The organism is Burkholderia sp. Bp9090 (assembly GCF_003857985.1).
In the GTDB taxonomy this organism is placed as follows: Bacteria; Pseudomonadota; Gammaproteobacteria; order Burkholderiales; family Burkholderiaceae; genus Burkholderia.
The window spans coordinates 45,136-69,205 of sequence record NZ_QTPV01000027.1; the positions used below are offsets into that span (position 1 = coordinate 45,136).

Annotated in this window: 18 protein-coding genes and 2 pseudogenes; 11 read left to right on the forward strand and 9 right to left on the reverse strand. The window is 67.6% G+C overall.

Annotated features, from left to right (window positions below; all coding sequences use genetic code 11):
* Positions 1-9: 9 nt before the first annotated feature.
* The gene (locus DIE16_RS22975) at positions 10-2,562 is read right to left on the reverse strand and encodes a type VI secretion system Vgr family protein (protein ID WP_124488668.1); all 2,553 of its coding nucleotides are present in this window, start codon (positions 2,560-2,562) and stop codon (positions 10-12) included.
* 447 nt (positions 2,563-3,009) lie between these two features.
* On the opposite strand from DIE16_RS22975, the pseudogene DIE16_RS22980 reads away from it, so the two are divergent.
* The 3 genes and pseudogenes from DIE16_RS22980 to DIE16_RS22990 all read left to right on the forward strand — a co-directional run.
* Positions 3,010-3,750, forward strand: a pseudogene (locus tag DIE16_RS22980) (substrate-binding domain-containing protein); the annotation flags it as partial.
* A gap of 46 nt (positions 3,751-3,796) precedes the next feature.
* Positions 3,797-4,483, forward strand: coding sequence for a c-type cytochrome (locus DIE16_RS22985; RefSeq protein ID WP_185500324.1), 687 nt, complete (start codon positions 3,797-3,799; stop codon positions 4,481-4,483).
* Positions 4,480-5,451, forward strand: coding sequence for a c-type cytochrome (locus DIE16_RS22990; RefSeq protein WP_124893473.1), 972 nt, complete (start codon positions 4,480-4,482; stop codon positions 5,449-5,451). Before DIE16_RS22985 ends, DIE16_RS22990 begins: the two co-directional genes overlap by 4 nt.
* 34 nt (positions 5,452-5,485) lie before the next feature.
* Here the strand turns inward: DIE16_RS22990 and DIE16_RS22995 are convergent, their stop codons facing one another.
* The 3 genes and pseudogenes from DIE16_RS22995 to DIE16_RS23005 form a co-directional block, all read right to left on the reverse strand.
* Positions 5,486-7,408: an SMP-30/gluconolactonase/LRE family protein gene (locus DIE16_RS22995; protein ID WP_124893474.1), complete on the reverse strand. Its 1,923-nt coding sequence runs from the start codon at positions 7,406-7,408 to the stop codon at positions 5,486-5,488.
* A gap of 513 nt (positions 7,409-7,921) precedes the next feature.
* Positions 7,922-8,020, reverse strand: a pseudogene (locus DIE16_RS23000) (aldehyde-activating protein); the annotation flags it as partial.
* 53 nt (positions 8,021-8,073) lie between these two features.
* Positions 8,074-9,267 (reverse strand): porin, encoded by a 1,194-nt coding sequence (locus DIE16_RS23005; RefSeq protein ID WP_124523296.1) that lies wholly within the window; start codon positions 9,265-9,267, stop codon positions 8,074-8,076.
* 317 nt (positions 9,268-9,584) lie between these two features.
* Between DIE16_RS23005 and DIE16_RS23010 the strand changes: the two genes are divergently transcribed.
* The 4 genes from DIE16_RS23010 to DIE16_RS23025 all read left to right on the forward strand — a co-directional run bounded on the left by DIE16_RS23010 (position 9,585) and on the right by DIE16_RS23025 (position 12,355).
* Positions 9,585-10,217 (forward strand): LysE family translocator, encoded by a 633-nt coding sequence (locus tag DIE16_RS23010; RefSeq protein WP_124488673.1) that lies wholly within the window; start codon positions 9,585-9,587, stop codon positions 10,215-10,217.
* Between the two features lie 96 nt (positions 10,218-10,313).
* A complete protein-coding gene (locus tag DIE16_RS23015) occupies positions 10,314-10,850 on the forward strand; it encodes a GNAT family N-acetyltransferase (RefSeq protein ID WP_124488674.1) in 537 nt (178 codons plus the stop codon).
* 106 nt (positions 10,851-10,956) lie between these two features.
* Positions 10,957-11,691: a metallophosphoesterase gene (locus DIE16_RS23020; protein WP_124488675.1), complete on the forward strand. Its 735-nt coding sequence runs from the start codon at positions 10,957-10,959 to the stop codon at positions 11,689-11,691.
* A 52-nt stretch (positions 11,692-11,743) separates the two neighbouring features.
* Positions 11,744-12,355 carry an alpha/beta fold hydrolase gene (locus DIE16_RS23025; protein ID WP_044847427.1) on the forward strand — a complete coding sequence of 204 codons (612 nt, stop codon included), beginning with the start codon at positions 11,744-11,746 and terminating at the stop codon, positions 12,353-12,355.
* Positions 12,356-12,416: 61 nt separating this feature from the next.
* Here DIE16_RS23025 and DIE16_RS23030 read toward each other — a convergent pair whose 3' ends face one another.
* Both DIE16_RS23030 and DIE16_RS23035 read right to left on the reverse strand, forming a co-directional pair.
* Positions 12,417-13,739, reverse strand: coding sequence for an ATP-binding protein (locus DIE16_RS23030; RefSeq protein ID WP_124523299.1), 1,323 nt, complete (start codon positions 13,737-13,739; stop codon positions 12,417-12,419).
* The gene (locus tag DIE16_RS23035) at positions 13,736-14,476 is read right to left on the reverse strand and encodes a response regulator (protein WP_124893475.1); all 741 of its coding nucleotides are present in this window, start codon (positions 14,474-14,476) and stop codon (positions 13,736-13,738) included. Before DIE16_RS23035 ends, DIE16_RS23030 begins: the two co-directional genes overlap by 4 nt.
* Positions 14,477-14,703: 227 nt before the next feature.
* Here DIE16_RS23035 and DIE16_RS23045 point away from each other — a divergent pair, with 227 nt between their 5' ends.
* Positions 14,704-15,294, forward strand: coding sequence for a thioredoxin family protein (locus DIE16_RS23045; RefSeq protein WP_124523303.1), 591 nt, complete (start codon positions 14,704-14,706; stop codon positions 15,292-15,294).
* Between the two features lie 49 nt (positions 15,295-15,343).
* On the opposite strand, the gene DIE16_RS23050 is transcribed toward DIE16_RS23045, so the two are convergent.
* Positions 15,344-15,982, reverse strand: coding sequence for an FMN-binding negative transcriptional regulator (locus DIE16_RS23050; protein ID WP_124523305.1), 639 nt, complete (start codon positions 15,980-15,982; stop codon positions 15,344-15,346).
* Between the two features lie 126 nt (positions 15,983-16,108).
* On the opposite strand from DIE16_RS23050, the gene DIE16_RS23055 reads away from it, so the two are divergent.
* The 3 genes from DIE16_RS23055 to DIE16_RS23065 all read left to right on the forward strand — a co-directional run bounded on the left by DIE16_RS23055 (position 16,109) and on the right by DIE16_RS23065 (position 20,503).
* Positions 16,109-17,662, forward strand: a complete 1,554-nt coding sequence (locus DIE16_RS23055) for a PLP-dependent aminotransferase family protein (protein ID WP_124523307.1) — start codon at positions 16,109-16,111, stop codon at positions 17,660-17,662.
* Between the two features lie 97 nt (positions 17,663-17,759).
* Positions 17,760-19,958, forward strand: coding sequence for a penicillin-binding protein 1A (locus DIE16_RS23060; protein WP_124523309.1), 2,199 nt, complete (start codon positions 17,760-17,762; stop codon positions 19,956-19,958).
* Between the two features lie 98 nt (positions 19,959-20,056).
* On the forward strand, positions 20,057-20,503 hold the full coding sequence (locus tag DIE16_RS23065) for a nuclear transport factor 2 family protein (protein ID WP_124523311.1): 447 nt from the start codon (positions 20,057-20,059) through the stop codon (positions 20,501-20,503).
* Positions 20,504-20,623: 120 nt separating this feature from the next.
* Here the strand turns inward: DIE16_RS23065 and DIE16_RS23070 are convergent, their stop codons facing one another.
* Positions 20,624-21,922: a hypothetical protein gene (locus tag DIE16_RS23070; RefSeq protein ID WP_185500323.1), complete on the reverse strand. Its 1,299-nt coding sequence runs from the start codon at positions 21,920-21,922 to the stop codon at positions 20,624-20,626.
* A 334-nt stretch (positions 21,923-22,256) separates the two neighbouring features.
* Entirely contained in the window at positions 22,257-23,675 is a 1,419-nt protein-coding gene (locus DIE16_RS23075; RefSeq protein WP_124523313.1) for an MFS transporter, read from the reverse strand.
* Positions 23,676-24,070 lie beyond the last annotated feature (395 nt).

Consider the following 24,070-nt stretch of genomic DNA (forward strand, 5'->3'; position numbering starts at 1 on the left):
CTGACCGCCCTACACGAGTGCCGAGCCGGCCTGCGCTGCGGCTGCGAACTGCTGGGCGCACGACTTTGAAGGCGCAAGCTGCGCCGATGCGTTATCGCCCCCCGGGCCATCGAAGACGAGTGGACTGCCCTTGACCTCGACCAATCCCGGCGCATGGATGAAGATTTTGCCGTCGGCGATGCGAATCGTTGCGCCGCCGGCGGTGAGGGTGATTTCCTTCTGGGCCGTAACATTCACCGAATCGGACGTGGACACGACCTTCACGGTTTTGTCTGCCGTAAGTTCGATGTTGTCCGACTGCGCCTGCACTTCGACCTTGCCTTTGCCGGCAAACAGCTTGATACCGGCGTTCTGCACAAAGAAGCTCAGTTTCTCGCCAATGCTGGCAATCCATGACTTGGCCGCCGACACATAGGTGCTCTCGCCGCTGACCAGATTGACGTGCTGGGTGGCTGCTGCGTGGAGTGATTTCTGCGTCGACAGTCCCATGTCAGCCGGGCTCGCGAGCAGCATGACGGGTTGCGAAAATGCGTTGGCGCTTCCGGTGCCGCCACCCGCTGTCCTGCCGCCCGCCATAGAGCCCTGCGCATCGCTCTGCGTCGTCGCAGCGAAGTCCTTGATGGCGTCCTGTGCGTCGTCCAGGGTCTCGGCCTTGCCGTCAGCTGCCGCGAGTGAGCGATGCTGAATCACGCCGCTCGAATCGATAAGGTGTTGCGTGGCTTCCTTCACATCCAGCGGCTGACTCGACGTACCGCCGCGGGCGTAGGTCGACACGTAGAGCCCGCGTCCGGCCCGCAGTGCGCCTGACGCCTCGGTCTTCAGTTCGAATCCCGCTCCAAGGTAGTTGCCGCGCGTATTGCCGCTGTGGTCGATGAGATAGCCGATGTGCAGATACGAATTCGCCGTCGAGCTGAAAAGCTGCGCCCGGTTCTGCGACGTGGAATCGTCGAAGACGAGTTGATTGAAACCCTGCCCGCTGTACTCCTGCGACTTGAAACCGGACAGCAGGCCGTTCGAATGCCAATGTGGCGTGTTGACAGCGTGAAAGAGCACTCCGCTGACGACCGGGCGGTCGCAATCCCCGTCGAGGTAATTGACGGCCACTTCCTGCCCGATTCGCGGAACAAACACACCGCCGAACCCTTTGCCGGCGTGCGGCAGTATCACCCGCATCCAGCACGATGACGTCTCGTTATTGCTACCCAGACGGTCCCAGTGCATCTGCGCCTTCACCCGGTTCAACTCGTCCGTGTACACCTCCTCACCCGCCGGTCCCACGATAGTGGCCGTCTGCATGTGCATGACCGGCTTTCTGTGCTCGAACGGGCTGCGGAATGGCACCGAGCGGCGCTGGACCTCGATTTCGGCCAGCACGAAGCTTTCATTACCTAACGGGTCTTTGGACACGAATGCGGCCTGCCGGTCCTTGTATTCGGCACGCAGACGCGACAGGCGCCGCTGCAGGCTACCCGGGAAGGGACGGCTGTTGCCCAGCGGCAGATTGTTCTGGATAGCCCAACGCACGCCGAGAATCGCGAACTCGCGGTCCTCAGGCTTGTCTGCTTCGTGCTCGGGATGGTCTTCGAGCGTGAACCATCGACCGGCGTCCATGCACGGCACACTGCCCACCCCGAAAAACCGTTTGCTGCGCGAGGCCATCTCTTCAAGTCGAATTCGCATAGCGCGCTCGCCACGGTCGTAGGACTCGCCGGTAACCGGAAAGCTATAGTGGCCCGCGTATTCGTAGACTTCCAACTGCTGCGGGATATCGCCTTGGTCGACCGTAGACCGGTCCGCCCGCTGCAAAGCGCGCGTTGGACGTTTGTAATCCGCCGTGCTGAACGCATATCCGACGCTTTGCGTCGTACGCTCGCCGCTCCATTCGACGAGTGTGCCGGCCTGACCGTCTTGGTCGCCGCGGTAGAACGGTACTCGCTGGGTAGCGAGCGCCTTGCAATTGAAGAGGTCGTCGGTCACGACAACCGTATGGGACTTACCGTCCTCGGCATACTCCACGTACGTGAACCACCCCTCTGACTCCATCAGCCGATGGACGAAATTGTGGTCGGTTTCGTACTGGGTGCAATAAGACCGCACTGCGCCCGGGTCTTTCGTGTCAACACGGAAGTGGCCCTTTGCCTGCATGTGGCCGCTGAACACTTCAGTCAGGATGTCGGCAGTCGTCAGGTCCTGGAAGATGCGCGCATCCTTGCGGTACTGCAGAAAGCGCATCCACGATGAAAAGGAAAGCTGGTAGTAAACGAGTCCCCCGTCCGCGCCGAGGCGTCGCGTGGCATAAACGTAGCCGTGCCAGGGCAGGTAAGACTCGTCGGCTTGACGCACCCATAACGTGACAGGTTGCGCCATCAGGTTCTTCAACTGGAGCGCTTGCTCCCGGGAAACGACGTCGACTGTGAGCTCGAAATCCCGGCCCACGCGAGATTCACCGATAACGCGCTGCGGCAAAAGCACTCTTGCCCCGAGAGGAGTGTCCAGGATGAGCGTCCGGTTCGTCTGCTCGATACCCGCGTCGAGCATCAACGCGTTGGGCAACCTACCCATATCGAATATCTCCTCGGGAAATTAACATGCACATAAATCGAAAGGACAAAAGGTCAGACGAGATTTTGACACAACGACCTTCCCGATTTGATAACAAACGTAAAAACAGCAAGCCTGCAATATTTTCCGAGTCAATGCACCGCAATCTCTCTCCTCGGGAGCATTGGTATTTTTTACATCACCCCAACGTACAGCAATCGCCCAGTACCATCTGTGATAAAAGCGAACAGTTCCCGCGCGTATCGTCCTTCATGGCGTGAGGGCGCTCACATTCTAAAAAATGCGCACCAAATGGACCTCCGCACAATCGCGTTGAGTTATTCAATTTTTCGAAAAATATAACGGCGAAAAATAAGCAACTGTCAGAAATTACTGGTCACGCAAATTTCGTCATGTGTCGCCGCCCTGCCCCGGCGACGTGATTGAACTCCATTCCAAAAGTTGATTCCGGAATACCGCGGCCGCATCTACTCGGAAACGACCCCGCCCGGCCTGCTCGTGAAGCAGATTCACGCGGGCGGTACGATCACCGTCGGCAACATGACGTGGACGGTCGAGCCCGAAGCGTATTTCGCCGGGCTCGGCAAGATCGACGAACTGATCGCGGACGGCACGCCCGACGGTCCGGCCGTACCCTACGTGACCAACCAGTTGACGATCATGGTGCGCGCGGGCAATCCGAAGCACATCGCGTCGCTGAGCGATCTCGCGCGGCCCGACGTGAAGCTCGCGATGCCGAACCCGGCGTTCGAAGGCGTCGCGCGGCAGATCCGCGCATCGCTCGTGAAAGCCGGCGGCGGCGATACGCTCGCGCGCACCGTCTACGACGACAAGGCGCGCGCCGGCACGACCGAACTCACGCACATTCATCATCGGGAAACCGCGCTGTTCCTGATGCAGGGACGCGCCGACGCCGGCGTGCTGTGGCAATCGGAAGCGGCGTTCCAGGAACAGGTCGGGCATCCGCTGATGCACATCGACATTCCGGCCGCGCACAATACGACGGCGATCTATGCAGGCGCGATGGTGAAGCACGCGCCGCATCCGGACGCCGCACGCGCGTGGCTCGCGTACATCCAGTCGCCCGAGGCGTTCCGGATTTTCGCGCGCTACGGCTTCGGGCAATATGACGCGACGGCACCGACACCGCAGCTTGCGCCACGGCAGGACCGGCCCGACGCGGGTTGATCGCGCAATTGCGCACGCCACAAGACAGACAATGAGGAGGGGACCCGTGAACGATTCGGGCGACACACCGCGACGCCGGTTCGCGCCGCTGCTGCTCGCCGCGGCAGCGCTCCTGGCCGGCAACGCGCGCGCGGACGACGTCGCGCTCGGCAAGACCATCGCCACCCGGGGCACGACGACGGGCGTGGCTGCATGCATCGGCTGCCACGGTGCCCAGGGCGAAGGCAACGCGGCCGCCGGCTTTCCGCGGCTCGCCGGCACACATGCCGCCTATCTTTCGGCTCAACTCGCCGCGTTCGCCGACGGCAGCCGCCAGAATCCGGTCATGCAGCCGCTCGCGAAACTGCTGTCGCCGCGCGATCGCGACGCGGTCTCCGCGTACTTCGCGAGCCTGCCCGTGCCGCCCGCCATTGCCGCTTCCGACGCCGCGTCGATCGACCCGGCGAACACCGGCGCGTGGCTCGCGACGCGCGGACGCTGGTCGCAGGGCCTGCCCGCCTGTGCGCAATGCCACGGCGCGGGCGGCCTCGGCGTAGGCACCGCGTTTCCGCCGCTCGCCGGCCAGCCGGCCGCGTACATCGCGAGCCAGCTGAACGGCTGGAAGCGCGGCACGCGCGCGCCCGGCCCGATGGCGCTGATGCCGATGATTGCCGGCAAGCTGTCCGACGCCGATATCGACGCGGTGGCCGCCTACTATGCGCGCGGCGGCGCCGCGAACGGAGAACAACGATGATCGACCGCTCGGTGGTGGTCCGCGGCGCGCGTGCCGCGCTGCTCGGTACGGCCTGGCTGCCCGCGCTCGCGTGCGCGGCCGCGCCGCAGGACGCCCCGGCCGCCGCTTCCGCTTCCGCTTCCGCCTCCGCCGCTTCCGCCTCCGCCACAGCCACCGTTCCCGCGACGACGACGACGGCGAAGCCGTTCACGCCGCCGCCCGAATCCGCGATACCCGCCGACGACTTCGGCAAGACCGTGAAGCTCGGCGAGCAGATCTTCCTGCACACACCCGAGCTCGCGGGCAAGTACGTCGGCAACAAGCTGACCTGCGCGAGCTGCCACCTCGACGCGGGCCGCCGGCCCGATTCGAGCCCAATGTGGGCCGCCTACCTGCTGTACCCGGCCTACCGCATCAAGAACGGCCACGTGAACACGTTCGCCGAACGCCTGCAGGGTTGCTTCAGATACAGCATGAACGGCAAGGCGCCGCCGGCCGGCGATCCGATTCTCGTTGCGCTCGAAACCTATTCGTACTGGCTCGCGAAGGGCGCGCCAGTCGGCACGAAACTGCCCGGCCAGGGTTTCCCGAAACTGCCGCCGCCCGCACAAAAAGCCGACTACGCGCGCGGCGCCGCCGTCTACACGCAGCACTGCGCGCTGTGTCACGGCGCGGACGGCCAGGGACAATCGAGCGGCGGCAAGCCGGTCTTTCCGGCGCTCTGGGGCGCACGCTCGTTCAACTGGGGCGCGGGGATGGGCGACATCCGCAACGCGGCCGGCTTCGTGAAGGCCAACATGCCGCTCGGGCTCGGCGGCACGCTGACCGATCAGGAAGCGTGGGACGTCGCGACCTTCATGGACAGCCACGAACGCCCGCAGGACCCGCGCTTCACCGGCTCGGTGCAGGACACCCGCGCGAAATTCCACGACACGCCCGACTCGATGTACGGACGCGAGGTGAACGGCCGCGTGCCCGGCGCGCCATGAGACCTGGCCGGCCCGGGCGGCGCCGCTTGCACCATCACGGACGCCAGCGATACACGACGAGGCTCGACCCGTTGTAGTTGTCCTTCGTGATCACGTATTCGCCGGTCGAGCGCAGGTACGCACGGATGCCGTACATCGAGTCGACGTCGTTGCCGACGTCCATCGCCGACGTGTTCGAGTTCGTCAGCGTGGTGACGAGGCTGCCGGTGTTCAGGTCGAACACGTCGACGTTCGGCACCGTGTGCACGTAGCCGACGAACAGGTAGTGGCCGGCCGCAGCCATCGATTTCGGATTCGCGCTCGTCAGGTTGATCGCCACGTTCGGCGTGCTCGTGTTGCCGGCCATCCAGCCGCGATAGACCTCGATGTGCCCGTTCATCGCGGTCCAGTCCCAGCTGCCCGAGATGCCCTGCGCGAGGATCATCGTGTCGCTGTCGGCCTGGTAGATGATCCGCGTGAGCGGCAGCACGGTGCGCGGAATCGGAATCTGCACCGGCTTGCCCCATGTCGGCTTCCCGGCCGCGTCGAAACCCGTCATCGGATAGTGGGAGATGTTGTTGGTGCGATCGAGCCCGGCCCACACGTCGCCGTTGTCGTCGAGCGAGAAACCTGCCGTTACCTGCAGCGTCGTGTTGAACGGCTTGCCGGGAATCGAGCCGTCCGGAATCGCGATGTAGCCGCTCGCGCCGTTGAAGTGATAGAGGTTGTAGTTGCCCGGGTTCTGCCCGGTCGCGACGAGCATCCGGGTGCCCTTTACCAGCGCCAGCTGGCCGAAATGCTGGCCGCGCTGGTAGTCGTTCATGTCGAGGCGCGGGTCCTTCGGATAGCTGAACGGATCGATCGTGTTCGCGACGAACGTGCCGCCCGCGGTGCCGGTGTACACGTTGTTGCCGCTGTAGAAGAACGCGCCGTCGGTCGCCGGATCGGGCGCGGCGGCACCCTCGAAGTTCAGCGCCTGCAGCTTCCATTGCAGCGCGCCCGTCGGGTTGTACGAATGCAGGTCGGTGCTGCCGTTGCGCCCGAGATCCCAGCCGCCGCCCCACGCGTTGTTCAGCACGTACAGGTTGCCGGCCGCGTCCTTGCCGATGCCTGCGACGCGCGTGAAGCGCTTGTCGCCGACCTGCCCCTTGATGCCCGACGTCGTGTCGAGATAGCCGCCCTGCACGCCGAACGTGCCGAGCTGCACGGGCTGGCCCACGAGCGCGTAGATCTTGATGTTCATGTCGGGGCCTTCGTCGCCCACCAGCAACTGCCCGCGCGGCGCATCGAAATACAGCGATGCCGGCCGCGAACGGGCCGCCATCTGGATCGTGCTCATCGCCGTGCCCGTCGGGCTGAACTGCGCGACGACGCCCGCACTCTTGCGCGCGACCCACAGGTTGCCGGCCGCGTCGAGCGCCAGCGCGCCGGGCCCCGATACGCCGATGTCGCGCTGCCACACGCCGTCCGTCGTGTAGACGCGCACGCGATTGCCATAGAAGTCGCTCGCGTACAGCAGGTTGCCGGCCGTCGCGAGGCCCGTGATCACGTCCGCGTACTGGATGCCCGTCCACGTGCTGACCGGAATGCGCAGGTCGCGCTGGTTCGTGCTGCGGTTGTAGCGGCCGACCGAGCCGCTGCCGAACGTGCGGTTGTAGCCGAGCGCGACGAACAGCGCGTTCGCATTGCCGGTGATCGCGCCGCCCTGGAATTCGTCGTGGATGCCGATCGTGCCGAGCGTCTGCCCGTTCTGGTAGATCGCGACGCCGCCCGCGTTCTCGTCCCAGCGCGAAGCCGTATAGATCACGCCCTCGGGGGCGACCCACAGCGAGCGCGCGCCGTTGCCGACGTGCGCGGCGAGCGTGCCGAACGTGTTCGCGAGCCAGTCCGTCGTGTATTGCGCTTGTGCGTGACTGACCGGCACCAGCATTGCCATGCACAATCCAAGCAATGCCGCGCGAATTTGTTTCGATAACATGAATGATGCTCCCGGACGATCGTTTTTCGACACTCTAATTCGCCGCGTATGAAATATCGGTGATTTTTTCAAGAACCGGTTCAATTACCGTGCAAGCGATTCATTACGTTCCCTTACCGCACGACGCGAATTGACCAGCGATGGGGCATGCCGGGGTCACCACCGTGAAACCCGTCAACCAACGCCGTTGCGATCCGTCATTACCGGCACTTTGTTCCGGATTTCCTAATGCTCGCACGTCATTTTTTCTGACATGCGAGCATTGATTTTCATTTCCAGGAAACCGATTCGATTATTACAAATCGAAATAAAAATGAAAGAGAAAAAATATTATCCGGCGCACGCAGCCTTGCCGGGTAAATCGTGAATATATGAAATAAGGCAGTGTGCGGCGGAATGCCGTTGCCGATGAAGATGCGGACGAGGTCCGGGATGTACCGCGCGTGCGGCGAAGGGAAGTGGGCGGCGGTGAATGAGCACGGCCGCACGCCGGCGGGTGGCGGCCGGTTAAGGTCAGCTCGCGCTGTCGAGCGTCGGGCCGTCCCGGCCGTCGAGGTACTTGGGCAGCGCATCGACGACGTCAATCACGCGCTGCCGGTGGAACAGATGCATCCACGCAACCGGCGGCCCGCATCGAACGCGAGCCCCCGGTCATGCGCATGCCATCAGAACTTCTGACGCAGCCCGAGGCTGACGATCGCCTGCGATCGCGAGTCGGACGAGTGGCCGTTCGCCTTGTCCGACACCGACGCGGTCGCCGCCACCGGCCGGCCGAGCGCGTCGAGCGTCGTGCCCGACGCATGCTGGTACGCACCGAGCAGGTACACGCTGGTGCGCTTCGACAGGTCGTAGACCGCACCGAGCGTGACGTTGTGATACTGCGCACGGTTGTCGATGCCGTCGACTTCGCTGCCGCGCGTGTAGCTGTAGCCCGCGAACAGTTGCGTCTGCGGCTGCACGTTCCAGCGCGTGAACACGCCCGCGACGTTGAACGTCGCATGGCCGCTGAACAGCGACTGGGCACCGCTGCGGTACTGCACGTTGCTGTAGTTCACGCCGACCACGGCCGGGCCGAAGTCGTACGTCGCGCCGGTCGCGATGATCTGCTGCGACTGCGCGCTCGCATAGCCTTCGTTGATCGACGAGTTGAACAGGCCGTCGTCGGTGCTCCGCCATTTGCCGGCGGTCGGGTCGGTCGCGCCCGTCTTGCTGTTGTCCGAATGCTCGTAGCCGACGCCCACACGCAGCGGCCCTGCCGCGTACGCCGCGCCGACGCTCCACGTGTTGCGCTGCTTCATGCTGCCCGGCTGGCTGCCGAAGCCGTACAGCGCGCCGAACGTGAAGCCCGCGTAGTTCGCGCTCGTGTACTTGATCGAGCTGTCGACGCGCGCGGTCTGGTCGAGGTCGTCGATGTCGCCCGGATGCGCGCCGAAGCCGCCGATGAACGACGACGGGCCGACCGGGCTCACGAAGTCGTCGAGCGACGTGTACTGGCGGCCGAGCGTGACCGTGCCGTAGCGGTCGCTGCCGACGCCGACGAACGCCTGCCGGCCGAACTGGCGGCCGCCCTGGCCCGACGTGCCGTTGGTGATGTCGAAGCCGTTCTCGAGCACGAACAGCGCGCGCATCCCGCCGCCGAGATCCTCGGCGCCCTTGATGCCCCAGCGGCTGCCGGACAGGTTGCCGGTAGTCAGGGCGACGTCCGAGCGCCCCGTATAGGCGCCCGGCGAGCCGACCCGTTCGTTGCTGCGATAGGTCACGCCCGCATCGACGATGCCGTACAGCGTGACGGAGCTTTGCGCGGAGGCGATGCCCGCGAGCGAGAGCAGCAGCGGTGCTGCGATCAGTTGCTTGTTCATGATTTTTTAGCGTCTCCGGGCGGTGAGCCCGTTGTTCTATGCGAGTAGCGCGTGCGGTCGGCGAGATCCGCCGGCATGGCGAGGCCGGCAGCGTCCGCACACGGGAACGCGCGCATGCGAAACGCGCGCGCGACGTCGCGGCCAGCATGCCCGCCGCGGCCGCCATGGTAGTTGGAACCGGTTCCGGTCGATAGCGCAATAATGAAAACAGCTTCTTGCCAAAATCGAGATAATCAGCCGCGCGGCGGACGTCCCTGTACAGCGCGAGGCCGCGCGCCCGATAATCGGGCACCCGCCTTCCACCGGGAGTCTTCGGCATGCATCAATCGACCCTGCTGATCTTCGCCGCCGTCGCGTTCGTCGGGATCGCGACGCCCGGCCCGACCGTGCTGCTCGCACTGACCAACGGCTCGCGCTACGGCGCGCGCCGCGCGGCCTACGGCTTCGCCGGCGCGATGCTGTCCGACTTCGTGCTGATCGTCGCGGTCGCGCTCGGCCTCGGCGCGCTGCTGATGGCCTCGGCGTTCTGGTTCTCGGTGGTGAAATGGCTCGGCGCCGCCTATCTCGCGTACGTCGGCATCCGGCTGCTCACGTCGAAGGGCTCGCTCGACGTCGCCGTCGCGCATGGCGGCGCGGCGTACGAACGCAACGCGTCGATCTTCGCGAAGAGCTTCCTGACCGCGGTGACGAATCCGAAGGGCTATCTGTTCTTCTCCGCGTTCCTGCCGCAGTTCCTCGATCCGGCCGCCCCGCTGGCACCGCAATACGTTGCGCTCGCGGTCACGTTCGCGCTGCTCGACGGCGCCGTGATGTTCGGCTACGCGCTGCTCGGCGCGCGCGCTATGCGGCTGCTGAAGCGCTCGGGCGCGCTGTGGCTCGAACGCACGTGCGGCGCGATGCTGCTCGCGCTGGCGGGATCGCTCGCGCTGTATCGGCGGCATGCTGCGTAGGAGCATCGGCATGCGCGGTGCTTCGGGCGCTTCGAGCGCTTCAGGCGCGCCGTTCGCGCGGGTCGCATTACCCGCAACGTTCTCAACGGGCTCGCGATGAGAATCGACGTCCCGCCCCGCTCCGGTTTCCCCGGCCTGTCGCTGCGCCAGCTCGACCGCGCGGATCTCGACACGTGGTACGCATACCTGTCGAATCCCGACGTCGTCCGCCACACGAGCTGGAACCTGCATGCGCGCGACGATCTGCTGCCGCTGTTCGACGGCATCGAATCGGCTCATCCGGATTCGATCCGCCGCCTCGCGATCGTCGACGACGCGTCGGGCGCGCTCGCCGGGACCATCGGGCTGCATACGGTATCCACCGCGAACCGCTCGGCCGAGATCGCGTACGACCTCGCGCCGTCGCACTGGGGGCGCGGCATCGCGAGCGCGCTGTGCGCGAGCGTCACCGCATGGGCGTTCGCCGAAGGCGGCTTCATGCGGATCCAGGGCGTCGTGCTGACCAGCAATGCCGGCTCCGCGCGCGTGCTGCAGAAATGCGGCTACCGGTACGAAGGATTGCTGCGCGCATACCGGATGGTGCGCGGCATGCCGGGCGATTTCGCGCTGTACGCGCGCCTCGCGACCGACTGACGGGTCGACGCGACGCGCGACGCGCCGATCCGCACGCCGTCGACGCGAATGGACGACCCGCGGCGAATTCGCGACAATCGCCGTTCCCCGCCTCGACTCCTTCGCCATGAAAATCGCCGCGCTGTCCGACATCCACGGCAACCTCGCCGCGCTCGACGCGGTGCTCGACGACGTGCGCCGCCGCGGCGCCGACGTGATCGTCAACCTCGGCGACATCGTGTCGGGCGCGCTCCATCCTGCCGCAACGGCCGACCGCCTGATCGCGCTCGACCTGCCGACCATCAAGGGCAATCACGAACGGCAACTGCTGACCGGCGATCGCGACACGATGCGGCTGTCCGACCGCTGGGCGCACGACACGCTGCGCGACGACCATCGCGCATGGATCGCCGCGCTGCCCGAGCGCCTGACGCTCGGCGACGATGTACTGATGGTGCACGGCACGCCCGCCAGCGACCTCGTCTACTTCCTCGAAACGGTCACGCCCGACGGCTGCCGTGCGGCGACGCCCGATGAAATCGCGCAGCGCGCGGGCGACGAGACGGCCTCGCTGATTCTGTGCGGCCATACGCATGTGCCGCGCCTCGCGAAACTCGACGACGGCCGGCTGATCGTCAACCCCGGCAGTGTCGGGCTGCAAGCGTACGCGGACGATCTACCGCACCCGCACCGGATCGAAACGGGTTCGCCGCATGCGCGCTACGCGATGGTGTCGCGCACGCCGGCCGGCTGGCACGCCGAATTCCATGCGGTCGAATACGACTGGCATACGGCCGCCGCCACCGCGGCATCGCGCGGCCGCGACGACTGGACCGTCGCGCTGCGCACCGGCCGGTGCTGACGCATCGCCGCCTTCCATTCACCCGCTTCGTTCACCAGAAAGCCGATCCGTCATGCCCGTTCCGTCACAACTGCTGTTCCTGCCCGGCGCGTCGGGCAGCACCGCCTTCTGGCAACCGCTCGCGAGCCGCCTCGCGCATCCGGCCGAGCGTCGGATCGTCGGCTATCCGGGCTTCGGCGACACGCCGCGCGATCCGGCCGTCGACGACTTCGACGGTCTCGTGCGCCATGTGCTGAGCGCGATCGACCGGCCGACCGCCGTGATCGCGCAATCGATGGGCGGCGTGATCGCGATGCGCGCGGCACTCGAACGTGCACCGCTCGTCACGCACCTGGTGCTGACGGTCACGTCGGGCGGCCTCGACATGCAGGGGCTCGGCGCGCAGGACTGGCGCGCCGGCTTCGCGCAAGCGAACCCGCAATTGCCCGACTGGTTCCTGACGTTGCGCGCCGACCTGTCGCAGGGCATCGGCCGCATCGCGCAGCCGACGCTGCTGCTGTGGGGCGACGACGATCCGATCAGCCCGGTCGCGGCCGGCAAACGCCTGCTCGAACGGCTGCCCGATGCACGGCTGCACGTGGTGCCGGGCGGCCGGCACGATCTCGCGGCCGTGCATGCCGAAACGCTCGCGCCGCTCGTCGACGCGCATCTGCAGCGCGTGTGACGCAGCCCGCTTCGACCCAGAAGCCCGCGACGCGCTCGACGCCGCATCTCGGGGCGCCCCGTCAGGTCGCGTTCACCAGCGTCAACCGCGCTTCGAGTCCGCCGCCGTCCGGCCGGTTGCGCAACGTGAGCGTGCCGCCCATCGCGAGCGCAAGCTGCCGCGCGATCGCGAGGCCGAGCCCCGTGCCGCCCGTCTCGCGATTGCGCGACGTCTCCACGCGCCGGAACGGTTCGAACACCGCATCGAGCTGATCGTCCGGAATGCCCGGCCCGCGGTCGAGCACCGCAATGACCGCGCCGCCGCCCGGCGCCGCCTGCACGTCGATCTCGGCCGCGCCCGCGAACTTCAGCGCGTTGTCGACGAGGTTGCCGACGATCCGGCGCAGCGCCTTCGGCCGCGTGACGAGCGCGAGCGGGCCGCCGCCATGCAGCGCGACGTCCTGCCCCGCATCCGTGTAGTCGCACACGATGCTGTCGAGCAGCGCATCGAGATCGATCCGGCGCGCGGCCTCTTCCGTGCCGTGCAGCGTGCGCGCATACGCGACGCCTTCCTTCACCAGATGCTCCATCTCGAGCAGGTCCTGGCGCAGCTTCGCGCCCTGCGCGTCGTCGTCCATCACGTCGACGCGCAGCCGCATCCGCGTGATCGGCGTCTGCAGGTCGTGCGAGATCGACGCGAGGATCTGCATGCGCTCGGCCATGTATTGCGCGATGCGGTCCTGCATCGCGTTGAACGCCCGCGCGGCACGCGCGACTTCGGACGGCCCGTCCTCGTTCAGGCGTTCGCCTTTCAGGTCGGGGCCGAGCGCGTCGGCCGCCTGCGCGAGCTGCTTCAGCGGCCGCGTCGCGAGCCGCACCGCGAGCCAGCAGCACCCGGCCAGCACCGCGAGCTGCAGCGCGAGCACGACGGGCAGCCAGCCCGACAGCGGCACCGTCGACATCGGGTGGATGTCGATCGTCAGCGGCGAGCCGTCGGTCAGGCGCAGATGCACCTGCAGATGTTCGCGATCGCCGGGGATCGCGTTCGCCGTCAGCGGATAGTCGCCGCCGATGCCGTCCGAGATCGAGCGCTCGACGCGCGCCGAGAGCCGCGCCTCCGGCGGCGTGCCCGTCTCGCCGGGCCCGAGGATGAACGCGTAGCTGCGCCGTGCGAGACGCGGCAGCCACGCGGCACGCTGGTCGGGCGGCAGGTGATCGAGCAGCGCGACCGAACTCGCGACCTCGCGTTCGATGTAGCCCATCATCAGGTTGGTGGTCGCCTGGTCGCGCTCGGTGACGGTGAGCCAGAACGACAGCGTCTGCGCGAGCGCGAGGCCCACGCACAGGATCAGCGCGAGCCGCGCGAACAGCGAGCGCGGCCAGTGCCACGGGGTGCGCGCGCTCATGCGTCGCCTTCGACCGCGGTCACCGCCGACGAGAACACGTAGCCCTCGTTGCGCAGCGTCTTGATGTAGCGCGGCTCGCGCGCGCCGTCGCGCAGGCGCTGGCGCAGCCGGCTCACGAGCAGGTCGATCGACCGGTCGAACGGATCGGACTGCCGGCCCTGCGTGAGGTTGAGCAGCTGGTCGCGCGTCAGCACGCGCTGCGGATTGTCGAGGAACACGTGCAACAGCCGGTATTCGGCGCCGCTCAACGCGACCAGCGTGCCTTCGGCGTCGAGCAGGTGACGCCCCGTCGTGTCGAGCCGCCATTCGCCGAACGCGAGCATCGCGGCCGACTCCGTCACCTGCATGCCGGGCGGCAGCATGCGCGCGCGGCGCAGCACCGAGCGGATCCGCGCGAGTAGCTCGCGCACCGCGAACGGCTTCGCGAGATAGTCGTCGGCGCCCATCTCCAGACCGATGATGCGGTCGGTTTCCTCGCCACGCGCGGTCAGCATCAGCACCGGCACCGTCCGGAACTTGCCCGCGCGCAGATCGCGGCACAGCGTGAGGCCGTCCTCGCCGGGCATCATCAGGTCGAGCACGATCAGGTCGGGCGCGCCGTCGTCGAGCGCGTTGCGCATCTCGCGGCCGTTCGCGGCGAGCGACACGCGCATGCCGTTCTTCTCCAGGTAGTCCGCGATCAGTTCGCGGATCGCGCGATCGTCGTCGACGATCAGTACGTGGTCGATCTTGTCCATGGGCGGTGTCGTTGGCGTGATGTTCCGGCTGGCGATGTCCGCTTTTATACCCCACCGCGGGCACCCGTTTGTATCCCAATGTATCGCGCCGCCGTGACGACACACAACATTGCACACACGCGGCTTGCCGGACACATCGCAGATACGTCGGCGCGGCCCAATGAGGGCTGTCGAAACCTGTCCGGCCGCCGCCCCCGCGCGGCGGCCGGCCGAACCGGAGAACCGCCATGCCGACCAGACTCAAGACCGCCGCCCTCGTGATCGCCCTCGCCGCCACGGCCGGGCTCGCCGCGTTCGCCGGCACCCGCGACGACGCGGGCATGCCCGCCTCGCTGGCCGGCACGCCGGCGCCCGACTTCACCGGCATCGAGCAATGGCACAACAGCGCGCCGCTCAAGCTCGACCAGCTGCGCGGCAAGGTCGTGCTGGTCGATTTCTGGACGTACTCGTGCATCAACTGCATTCATACGATTCCGTACGTGAACGACTGGTACCGGAAGTATCGCGACCAGGGGCTCGTCGTGGTCGGCGTTCATACGCCCGAGTATCCGTTCGAACGCGATGCGAAGAACGTCGCCGATGCGGTCAAGCGCTTCGGCATCCAGTATCCGGTCGCGCAGGACAACCGTTACGACACGTGGCGCGCGTACGGCAACCAGTACTGGCCCGCGCTGTACCTGATCGACGCGAACGGCAAGGTCGTCTATACGCGGTATGGCGAGGGCGGGTATGACAAGACGGAAGCGGCGATTCGGGGGGCGCTGGCGCAGGCGGCAGAAGGGACAATGGGAACGAAGGGCGCGACGCGTACGCAGTAGCGTGCGCCGGCGGGGGTGCCACATGCGCCCCCGTGCGATTCACCGTGACTCACCCGCGCTTCGCGTCGGCTTCCGCCAGCATCGCCTCCCCGATCGCGAGATTCCCGTCCGCGATCAGCGCGTCGCCCGCGCCGCGAATGTCGTCGACCGCCTTGTTCTGCCCGAGCTTGCGCTTGCCGACGAGCCGCGTGATCTCGATCTGCAGCCCGACGATCGACTGCAGCATCGTGTCGAGATAGTCCTTCGGCGCGTCGGCCATCTTCCACGGCGCCGGCTGCGACGCCTCGTGCGTGCGCGTCAGCCGCGCGACCACGCCGCGCACGAACTTCTCGTCGTCGCGCACGGTGATGCGGCCGTGCGCATGCACGACCACGTAGTTCCACGTCGGCACCTGCCGATGCGCGACGTGCTTGCTCGGGTACCAGTTCGGCGAGATGTACGCGTCGCCGGCGCGGAAGATCACGAGCACCTCGTCGCCATCCGCGACGTCCTGCCAGACCGGATTCGCGCGCGCGACGTGCGCATGCAGTTCGCCGAGGCCGCCGTCGCCCGGCAGCAGTTCGAACGGAAGGTGGTTCGCGTCGAGCCCGCTGTTCCCGCGCGTGACCAGGGTGCCGAACGGATGCTGGACGATCAGTTCGCGCAGCACGTCGGGACGGGATTCGGCGAAATCGGCGGGGACATACATGGCGGCTCCACGGTCAGACAGGGTTGGGAGGGAACGGGTCGGAACCGGCCCGTCATGCCCCGATTGTGATCGCTAACTGGTTTATGCTGTAGAGCCGGTTTAGAACATTTTCAGCAGACCAGAATCATGGCCAGGACCGCCCGGATCGTCGAAATCCCGTCGCTCGGCGCGCTCGACCGCGCGGCCGGCGACCTGAGCCGCCAGCTCGCGCAGGCGTTGCGGGACGCAGTGCGCCGCGGCGACGTGCGGCCCGGCGACACGCTGCCGTCCACGCGGCTGCTCGCGGCATCGCTGCAGGTCGCGCGCGGCACCGTCGTCGACGCGTATGCGCAACTCGTCGCCGAAGGCTTCCTGGAGTCGCGCGGCGGCGCCGGCACGCGGGTCGCGAACGCGCTGGCCGAGCCGTCGCCGCCGGCTGGCGCACGGCCCGGCGCCCGCGAGCGTGCCACCCACGCCGGCCTGCCCGAACCGGCCGCGACGTTTGCGCGGATCGCCCGCGAATTCCGCCCGCTGCCGGCCGTGCCGTTCGCGATCTCGGTGCCGGTCGGGCTCACCGCGCCCGACGACATCTGGCGCCGGCTCGGCAACCGCCTGCGCGCCCGCGGCGCCGGCGCGCCGTCCGGTTATGCGGATCCGCAAGGCGCGCTGCCGCTGCGCGAAGCGATCGCCGATTACGTGCGCCGCTCGCGCTCGGTGCGCTGCAGCGCCGAGCAGGTCGTCATCACGAGCGGCACGCAACAGGGGCTGCACCTCGCGAGCCAGATCCTGCTCGGCCCGAACGATCGCGCGTGGGTCGAGAATCCCGCCTATCGCGGCATCACCGCGCTGCTCGAGAGCACCGGGCGGCGCGACGCGATGGTCCGCGTGCCGGTCGACGCGGACGGCATCGAGGTCGAGGCCGGCATCCGTCTCGCGCCGGACGCGCGCGCGGCGTTCGTCACGCCGTCGCACCAGTATCCGCTCGGGATGCCGATGAGCATGGCACGCCGCAACGCGCTACTCGGCTGGGCGCGCGCGCATCGCGCATGGGTGGTCGAGGACGACTACGACAGCGAGCTGCGCTACGAAGGCTATCCGTTCCCGTCGCTGCAAGGCCTGGATCCGGAACACGTGATCTATCTCGGCACGTTCAGCAAGATCCTGTTCCCGTCGCTGCGGCTCGGCTACGTGGTCGCGCCCGCCGAGCTCGTGCCCGCGTTCTGCGGCGCGCGCGTGCTGATGGATCGCCACGCGCCGACCGCCGATCAGCACGTGCTCGCCGCCTTCATCGCGGAAGGCCATCTCGACCGCCACATCCGCCGCGTGCGCGGCGTCTACGCGGAACAGCGCGCGCTGCTGATCGACACGCTCGGCGCGCGGCTGCCGCGCGAGCGCGCCTGGGTGCAGCCGGGCGATCAGGGGATGCACGTCGTGCTGTGGCTCGCGGACGGGATCGACGATCTCGACGTGGTGGCGCGCGCCGCGCAGGCAGGCGTGGCGGTGCGCGCGGTGTCGCCGATGTTCGCGCCGGGCACCGCGCGTCCGGGCCTCGTGCTCGGCTTCGGCGGGTTCGATCGCGCACGGATGGAAGCGGCCGCGCAGCGGCTCGCGGACGTGGTCGGCGAAGCCGCCGGCGTCGATTCGTCGGAGGAATCGCGGCGACGCATGCGACGAAAAGTTGTCCGCGGGCAACAAACGTAATCGTCTGTAACGCCTGCAGGAAAACCGGCGTTTTGGCCACAGGTGACGCTGCGCGGTTTGCTAGGATCGCGCCTTTTCCGCTCGCGCTCCTGCCGCCGTGAATCGCTTCGTGCCGTATCTTCGAGATCTGTGGCTTCGCTGCCGTACCGGCGCCCGCGCGCTCGGCGCCGGCGCGTGGCATCGCCTGCGCCATCCGACGCGCCGCGGCGTCGCGCTGACGCTCGCCGCGATCCCCGTGCTCGGCCTGCTGGTCCTGCTCGCGTTCGTGCCGTTCACGCCGAGCATCGGCGACATCCGTAAGGCGCGCATCGACCGTCCCGCGCGCGTGCTGTCGGCCGACGGCCAGCTGATCGCCGAGTTCCGGCCCGTGAACCGCGAATGGGTGCCGCTCAAGCAGATCTCGCCGCACATGGTCGACGCACTGATCGCGACCGAGGACCATCGTTTCTACGCGCATCACGGCATCGACTGGCGCCGCACGCTCGCGGCGGGGCTGCATACATTCTCGGGCAGCCGCCAGGGCGGCTCGACGATCACGCAGCAGCTCGCCCGCAACCTGTATCCGGACGAAGTCGGCCGCGCGCCGACGCTCACGCGCAAGGTGAAGGAGCTGATCACCGCGTTCAAGATCGAGGCGGTGTACAGCAAGGACGAGATTCTCGAGACTTACCTGAACACCGTGCCGTTCCTGTACAACGCGTACGGCGTCGAAATGGCTGCGCGCACCTATTTCGGCAAATCGGCGGACCAGCTCGACATCGTCGAAAGCGCGACGCTCGTCGGGATGCTGAAGGGCAACAGCTACTACAACCCGGTGCTGAATCCGGAGCGCGCGGTCCAGCGCCGCAACATCGTGCTCGCGCGGATGGCCGCGATGGGCATGCTGTCGCCGCGGCAGCTCGCGCAACTGCAGCGCCGCCCGCTGCGCGTCGACTTCGAGCCGCAAACCGCGCAACCCGGCCCCGCCCCGCACTTCGCGGTGCAGCTGCGCAAGTGGCTGATCGCCTGGGCCGACCGCAACAACTACGACCTCTACTCGGACGGCCTCGTCGTGCGCACGACGCTCGATGCGCAATTGCAGGAGATGGCGACGCGAGCGCTGACGCAGCAAACCGATCGCCTGCAGGCGATCGCCGATGACGCGTGGCACAACCCGTCCGGCTGCGGGCTGCGCAACGACCTGTTCCGCGGCTTCATCCGGCAGACGCCCGACTATCGCGACGCGCGCGCCGCCGGGCTCGCCGACGCGGCGGCGCTGAAGCAGCTCGGCGCGAATCGCGCGTTCGTGCGCGCGTTATGCGAGCGCAAGACGCAGGTACAGGCCGGCTTCGTCGCGCTCGATCCGCGCAACGGCGCGATTCGCGCGTGGGTCGGCAGCCCCGATTTCGGCAGCGAGCCGTTCGATCACGTCGTGCAGGCGCGGCGCCAGCCGGGCTCGACATTCAAGCCGTTCGTCTATGGCGCCGCGTTCGCGGACGGCATGCGGCCGGACGATACGTTCGTCGATCGCCCGGTGGCGATCCCGATCGGCGCGCACGCGGTGTGGCGCCCGACCGATGCCGAACCGCCGACGGACGCGCCGATGACGCTGCGCGACGCGCTCGCCCTGTCGCGCAATCGCATCACCGCGCAGGTGATGCAGCGCGAAGGCGCGGCCAGGGTCGCACAGCTCGCACGTGCGATGGGCGTGCGCGAAAGCCCGCTCGACGCGGTGCCGTCGCTCGCGCTCGGTACGAGCCCCGTCACGCTGAAGGAAATGGTGTCCGCGTACGGGACGATCGCGAACCGCGGCGTGTACGTCGCGCCGCAGATGATCACGCGCATCGAGGATCGCGATGGCAAGGTGCTCGCCGCGTTCGGCAGCGCGCCGCCCGAACGCGCGATGCCGGTGGCCGCGGCACAGACGCTGGTCGACGTGATGCGTGGCGTCGTCGATTACGGAACCGGTGCCGACATCCGCTCGCGCTACGGGATTCGCATCGACGTCGCGGGCAAGACCGGCACGACGCAGGACAACACGGACGGCTGGTTCATCCTGATGCATCCGCAACTGGTGGCCGGCGCGTGGGTCGGCTTCGACGACGGCAACGTGACGCTGCGCAGCGACTACTGGGGCGCGGGCGCGCACAGCGCGCTGCCGATCGTCGGCTCGTTCTACGATGCGGCGCTGCGTGCGCGTGCGATCGACCCGCATGTGCAGTTCTCGCCCGACTTCCGGCCGCGCAGCGCGCCAGCGCCGGCACCGAGGCGGCGTCCGCATCCGGGCCTGTTCGACTGGCTGAAGATTTTCCGCTGAGCGCGGCACGACTAAGACGCTTCGTCCACCCGGACGAAGCGATCCCGGCCCGCACCGCGCATCATCGACGCAACCCGTCCATCGATGCCGGAGGCCGCATGACCCACAGCGCCGTCCAAATCGCGAACCTGCTGTACCGGTACGCGGAGCTGCTCGACGCCGGTGACCTGCCGGGGATGGCGGCGCTGTTCCGGCATGCGCAGATCAAGGTCGAGGAAGCGGCGCCGACGATCGGCGCCGATGAATTGCTCGCGCTGTTCGACGCGCGCGTGAAGCGCTACGCGTGCGGCACGCCGCGCACGAAGCATGTAATCACGAATCCGCTCATCGAGATCGACGAAGCCGCGCATCGCGCGACGGCTCGCTCGTACTACACGGTGCTGCAGGCCGTCGACGGCCTTGCGCTGCAGCCGATCGCGGCGGGCCGCTATCACGACGCGTTCGAGCGCGTCGACGGCGCATGGCGTTTCGCGTTCCGCGACTACACGCTGTTCGATTTCGCGGGCGACCTGCGTCGCCACCTGAACGATGCGCCGGCCGCTTGACGCGCCGGCCGGCGAACACGGCCGGCAACGCGCTCAGGCCGCCGCGAGCGTCGCGGCCAGTGCGTCGAACTGCGGCGCCCACGCCGCGCGGCCTTCGTCGCGCCGGCGGACCGGCTGTCGTCAGTCCGCCGTGTCGCCGCTCTTCGGCAGCTTCGACCATGCGTTGCGTCCCGGCGCCGGCGACCATGCCGGACGTGTCTTGCGCGCGCTGTCGATCACGACCAGGTAGCGCCCGGCGATCGGCGTGACGTCGCGATCGCGGCGCAGCACCCACAACGACTTGCCGTCCTCGACGCGCGCCTCGTAGTCGTCGTCGAGGATGCCGTGCTGGTCGATGAACGCGTTCAGCGAAGCAGGAATCCGCACGCAGCCTTTCGAGTGCCGGATGCCGAGCAGCGGCTCGAGGCGATCGGGATCGGTCGCGTGCATCTGGAAGCGCATCGGCGACTTGCCGCCCTTGCCCCAGCCGCGCTCGCCGTCCACCCAGCCGAAGTCGTAGATGCGCATGTCGCGCTTGCCGTAGCCGCGAATACCGTTGTCGTTCGTCGTGCCTTCCGCGCGGAAGTCCATGTTGTCGGGCGAGTGGTGGAACACGCCGAGCGGCGTCAGGAAGTGATCGTATTTGCCGGGCCAGCCGGTGCCGACCGGCGACGCGCCGATCATCAGCCACGCATTGGTCGGCGTCGCGCGGAAGTAGATGAACAGCGCCTGCACGTTCGGCGCGCGGTCGACGATCGCGACGTATTCGCCGGCCAGGTCGCCGAGGTCTGCATCGGCGAGCGCCTGCTGAAGGCGGACGCCATACGCGCGCTGCTCGCTCGCGGGCACGTTCAGGCGTCGCGTGACTTCCTGCGTGAAGCGCTTGCGCATGTCGATCGCACGCGCGGTTGCGCTCTTCGCTTCGTCGGCCGACAGCGGCGGGTGCCGGCGCGGCGGCGTCGGTGCGGGTGCTTCGGCTTCGCTTGCCGGCGTGCCGGATGCTGCCGATGTAGGCGATGCCTCCGATGCTGCCGATGCGGCGGAAGCCGGGGATGCCCCGCTGGCGGGCGACGCATGATGCGCGGCGGATGCCGCGGATGACGGCGCGACTCCGGACGACACATGCGCCGGCGAAGCCGAATGCGCGGCCGAAGCCGCGGATGACGACGCGACGCCCGACGACACATGCGCCGGCGAAGCCGAATGCGCGGCCGAAGCCGTTGATGAGGATGACGTAGCAGTTGCCGACGGCACGTCGGACGCGGCAAAGGCGGGCCGCGCGACAAGCACGGAGATCGGGAGAACGGCCGCGAGCCACACATGGGTGGCGACCGCGAGAGTACGGCAACGCGGCTTGTACAACCGCCGCGTCAGGTCGGAGAGCATCATGCGATCGAAACCATCGGCCGAACCGGCCGCCGCACGTTGCGAACGGCGCATCTCCCGCGCGAGCCATCGACACGCCGGCCGCACGCATGTGCCCGGCGCCGACGCCTCTTCGCGGTGGAGTCGTTCGCAGTACAACGCGTTCGGTCCAATGGCGGCTAATGAGTCGTCAGGTCTTTCATTCTACCCGCGCGGACACGAATCGGCAGGGCCGCTTCCCCGGTTTCGCCGCGGTTTTGCGCTTCGTCACACTTTGTTTCAACTCATTGCCGCTTGATGCGCCGCTGCACGGCAGGTTGCTTCGCCGGGCGTGTCCGGCAAGACAAAACCGAAACGCCCGGAAATTCACGCGCATGCGGCATACGACACGCGAACGCGCAACCCCCGACTACTTCGAAATGGTTTCGAGCGCGATGCCCCTGGTACGCGGCCCCATGAACCCGATCGCGGCCATCACGATCACCATCGCGCCGGCGATGAACGCGAACACGCCGAACGTGCCGAAACCCTTCAGCACGGCCGCGATCACGAACGACGAGAAGATCGCCGAGAAGCGGCTCCACGAGTAGACGAAGCCCACCGCGCGCGCGCGGATCGACGTCGGGAACAGCTCGGCCTGATACGCGTGGAAGCTGTACGACATGATGTTGCTCGCGAGCGTGAGGCCGATGCCGAGCACGATCAGGAACGCGCCCACCGTCGTCTGGCTGAACAGCAGCCCGCAGACGACGATCGCCGCCGCCATCGCGACGATCACCGACTTGCGCTCGAAGCGGTCGGCGATCACGAGGCCGATCAGTGGGCCGAGTGGCGCCGCGAGCGCGATCACGCTCGAATACATGAGACTCGACGTGATCGTGATGCCCTGCTTGATCAGCAGCGTCGGCACCCAGTTCGCGAAGCCATAGAAGCCGACCGTCTGGAACACGTTGAAGATCGTCATCATGATCGTGCGGCTGCGATACGGCGGCACCCACATGTCGCGGAAGCTGCCGCGCGGCGGCACCGGCTCGGAGGGCGCGGGCGGCGGCAGCGGCCGGCCGTATTCGGCTTCGACCTTCGCCTCGAGCGCGCGCATGATGCGGTCGGCTTCGTCGACGCGGCCCTGCTGCGCGAGCCAGCGCGGGCTCTCCGGCAGCGCGCGGCGAATCCACCACACGAACAGCGCGCCGTGCGCGCCGATCAGCACGACCCAGCGCCAGCCGTCGAGGCCGAACGGTGCGTGCGGCACGAGCAGGTACGCGAGGAACGCGACCACCGGCACCGCGACGAAGCCGACCGCCTGCTCGCACGCGAACGCGCGGCCGCGGATCTGCTTCGGCACGAGTTCGGAGATGTACGTGCCGATCGTCACCATCTCGACGCCGAGCCCTAGGCCGACGACGAAACGCCAGAAGTTCAGCCCGCCTGCCGTGTCCTGGAACGCCATCACGACGTTGGCGGCCGTGTACCACAGCAGCGACCACGTGAAGATCGCGCGGCGGCCGAAGCGGTCCGCGAGGAAGCCGCATGCGATCGTGCCGATGAAGAGGCCGGAGAACAGCGCGGCGATGAAGCTCGCAACGCCCGTGGTGCCGAACAGGCCGTGCGTCGTCGCGGACAGGATCCCGCTTTTCACGAGGCCCGGCGCAACGTAGCCGCTGTACAGCAGATCGTAGAGTTCGAAGAAGAAGCCGAGGCTCAGCAGCACGACGAGCTTCCAGACGCTGCGGGTCGGCGGCAGGCGGTCGAGGCGGGCTGAAATCGAGCCGGCGTCGATGGAAGAGGACGAGGTGGCTGCCTGGGGAAAGCTGTCCGTTGAGACCATCTGGGTCGTGTCTCCTGATCGTGTCGTGTGTTGTTGTCCGGCGGCCGATCGGCCCGGCCGCCGTCGGGCGATTCGTCGCATTGTACCGGCACGCCGCGCGCGCCGCGTCGCGTGGCGAACCGGTTCCGACACCCCACTTTCGCGCCGGACCATGTGTAACTTGCGTAACCGTCTGTCGAATCCGTAAGGTTCGAAGGCATCGCGATCGTCTGCCACTCGCGCGCATCCGAAACCGGCACGGCCCCGTCTGCAAGGGGCTGGCGGGCCGTCGCGCGCCCGCGCCGGCACCGCGAGACACGCCAGGCAACGTGCGCAATCGGCAGCGCCGCCGCCGCCACGCCCCGGTAACATGCTACCGGGCCAACTCCCGGCTTCCGGGCGCCTTTCGGCACCCG

Bases quoted from the DNA above. Each gene is read 5' to 3' on its own strand.
- DIE16_RS23050 (WP_124523305.1), bottom strand. From the start codon at position 15,982: ATGTATGTCCCCGCCGATTTCGCCGAATCCCGTCCCGACGTGCTGCGC.
- DIE16_RS22995 (WP_124893474.1), bottom strand. From the start codon at position 7,408: ATGTTATCGAAACAAATTCGCGCGGCATTGCTTGGATTGTGCATGGCA.
- DIE16_RS23020 (WP_124488675.1), top strand. From the start codon at position 10,957: ATGAAAATCGCCGCGCTGTCCGACATCCACGGCAACCTCGCCGCGCTC.
- DIE16_RS23055 (WP_124523307.1), top strand. From the start codon at position 16,109: ATGGCCAGGACCGCCCGGATCGTCGAAATCCCGTCGCTCGGCGCGCTC.
- DIE16_RS23005 (WP_124523296.1), bottom strand. From the start codon at position 9,267: ATGAACAAGCAACTGATCGCAGCACCGCTGCTGCTCTCGCTCGCGGGC.
- DIE16_RS23075 (WP_124523313.1), bottom strand. From the start codon at position 23,675: ATGGTCTCAACGGACAGCTTTCCCCAGGCAGCCACCTCGTCCTCTTCC.
- DIE16_RS23010 (WP_124488673.1), top strand. From the start codon at position 9,585: ATGCATCAATCGACCCTGCTGATCTTCGCCGCCGTCGCGTTCGTCGGG.
- DIE16_RS23070 (WP_185500323.1), bottom strand. From the start codon at position 21,922: ATGCGCCGTTCGCAACGTGCGGCGGCCGGTTCGGCCGATGGTTTCGAT.
- DIE16_RS23045 (WP_124523303.1), top strand. From the start codon at position 14,704: ATGCCGACCAGACTCAAGACCGCCGCCCTCGTGATCGCCCTCGCCGCC.
- DIE16_RS23065 (WP_124523311.1), top strand. From the start codon at position 20,057: ATGACCCACAGCGCCGTCCAAATCGCGAACCTGCTGTACCGGTACGCG.
- DIE16_RS22975 (WP_124488668.1), bottom strand. From the start codon at position 2,562: ATGGGTAGGTTGCCCAACGCGTTGATGCTCGACGCGGGTATCGAGCAG.
- DIE16_RS23030 (WP_124523299.1), bottom strand. From the start codon at position 13,739: ATGAGCGCGCGCACCCCGTGGCACTGGCCGCGCTCGCTGTTCGCGCGG.
- DIE16_RS23035 (WP_124893475.1), bottom strand. From the start codon at position 14,476: ATGGACAAGATCGACCACGTACTGATCGTCGACGACGATCGCGCGATC.
- DIE16_RS23025 (WP_044847427.1), top strand. From the start codon at position 11,744: ATGCCCGTTCCGTCACAACTGCTGTTCCTGCCCGGCGCGTCGGGCAGC.
- DIE16_RS22990 (WP_124893473.1), top strand. From the start codon at position 4,480: ATGATCGACCGCTCGGTGGTGGTCCGCGGCGCGCGTGCCGCGCTGCTC.
- DIE16_RS23015 (WP_124488674.1), top strand. From the start codon at position 10,314: ATGAGAATCGACGTCCCGCCCCGCTCCGGTTTCCCCGGCCTGTCGCTG.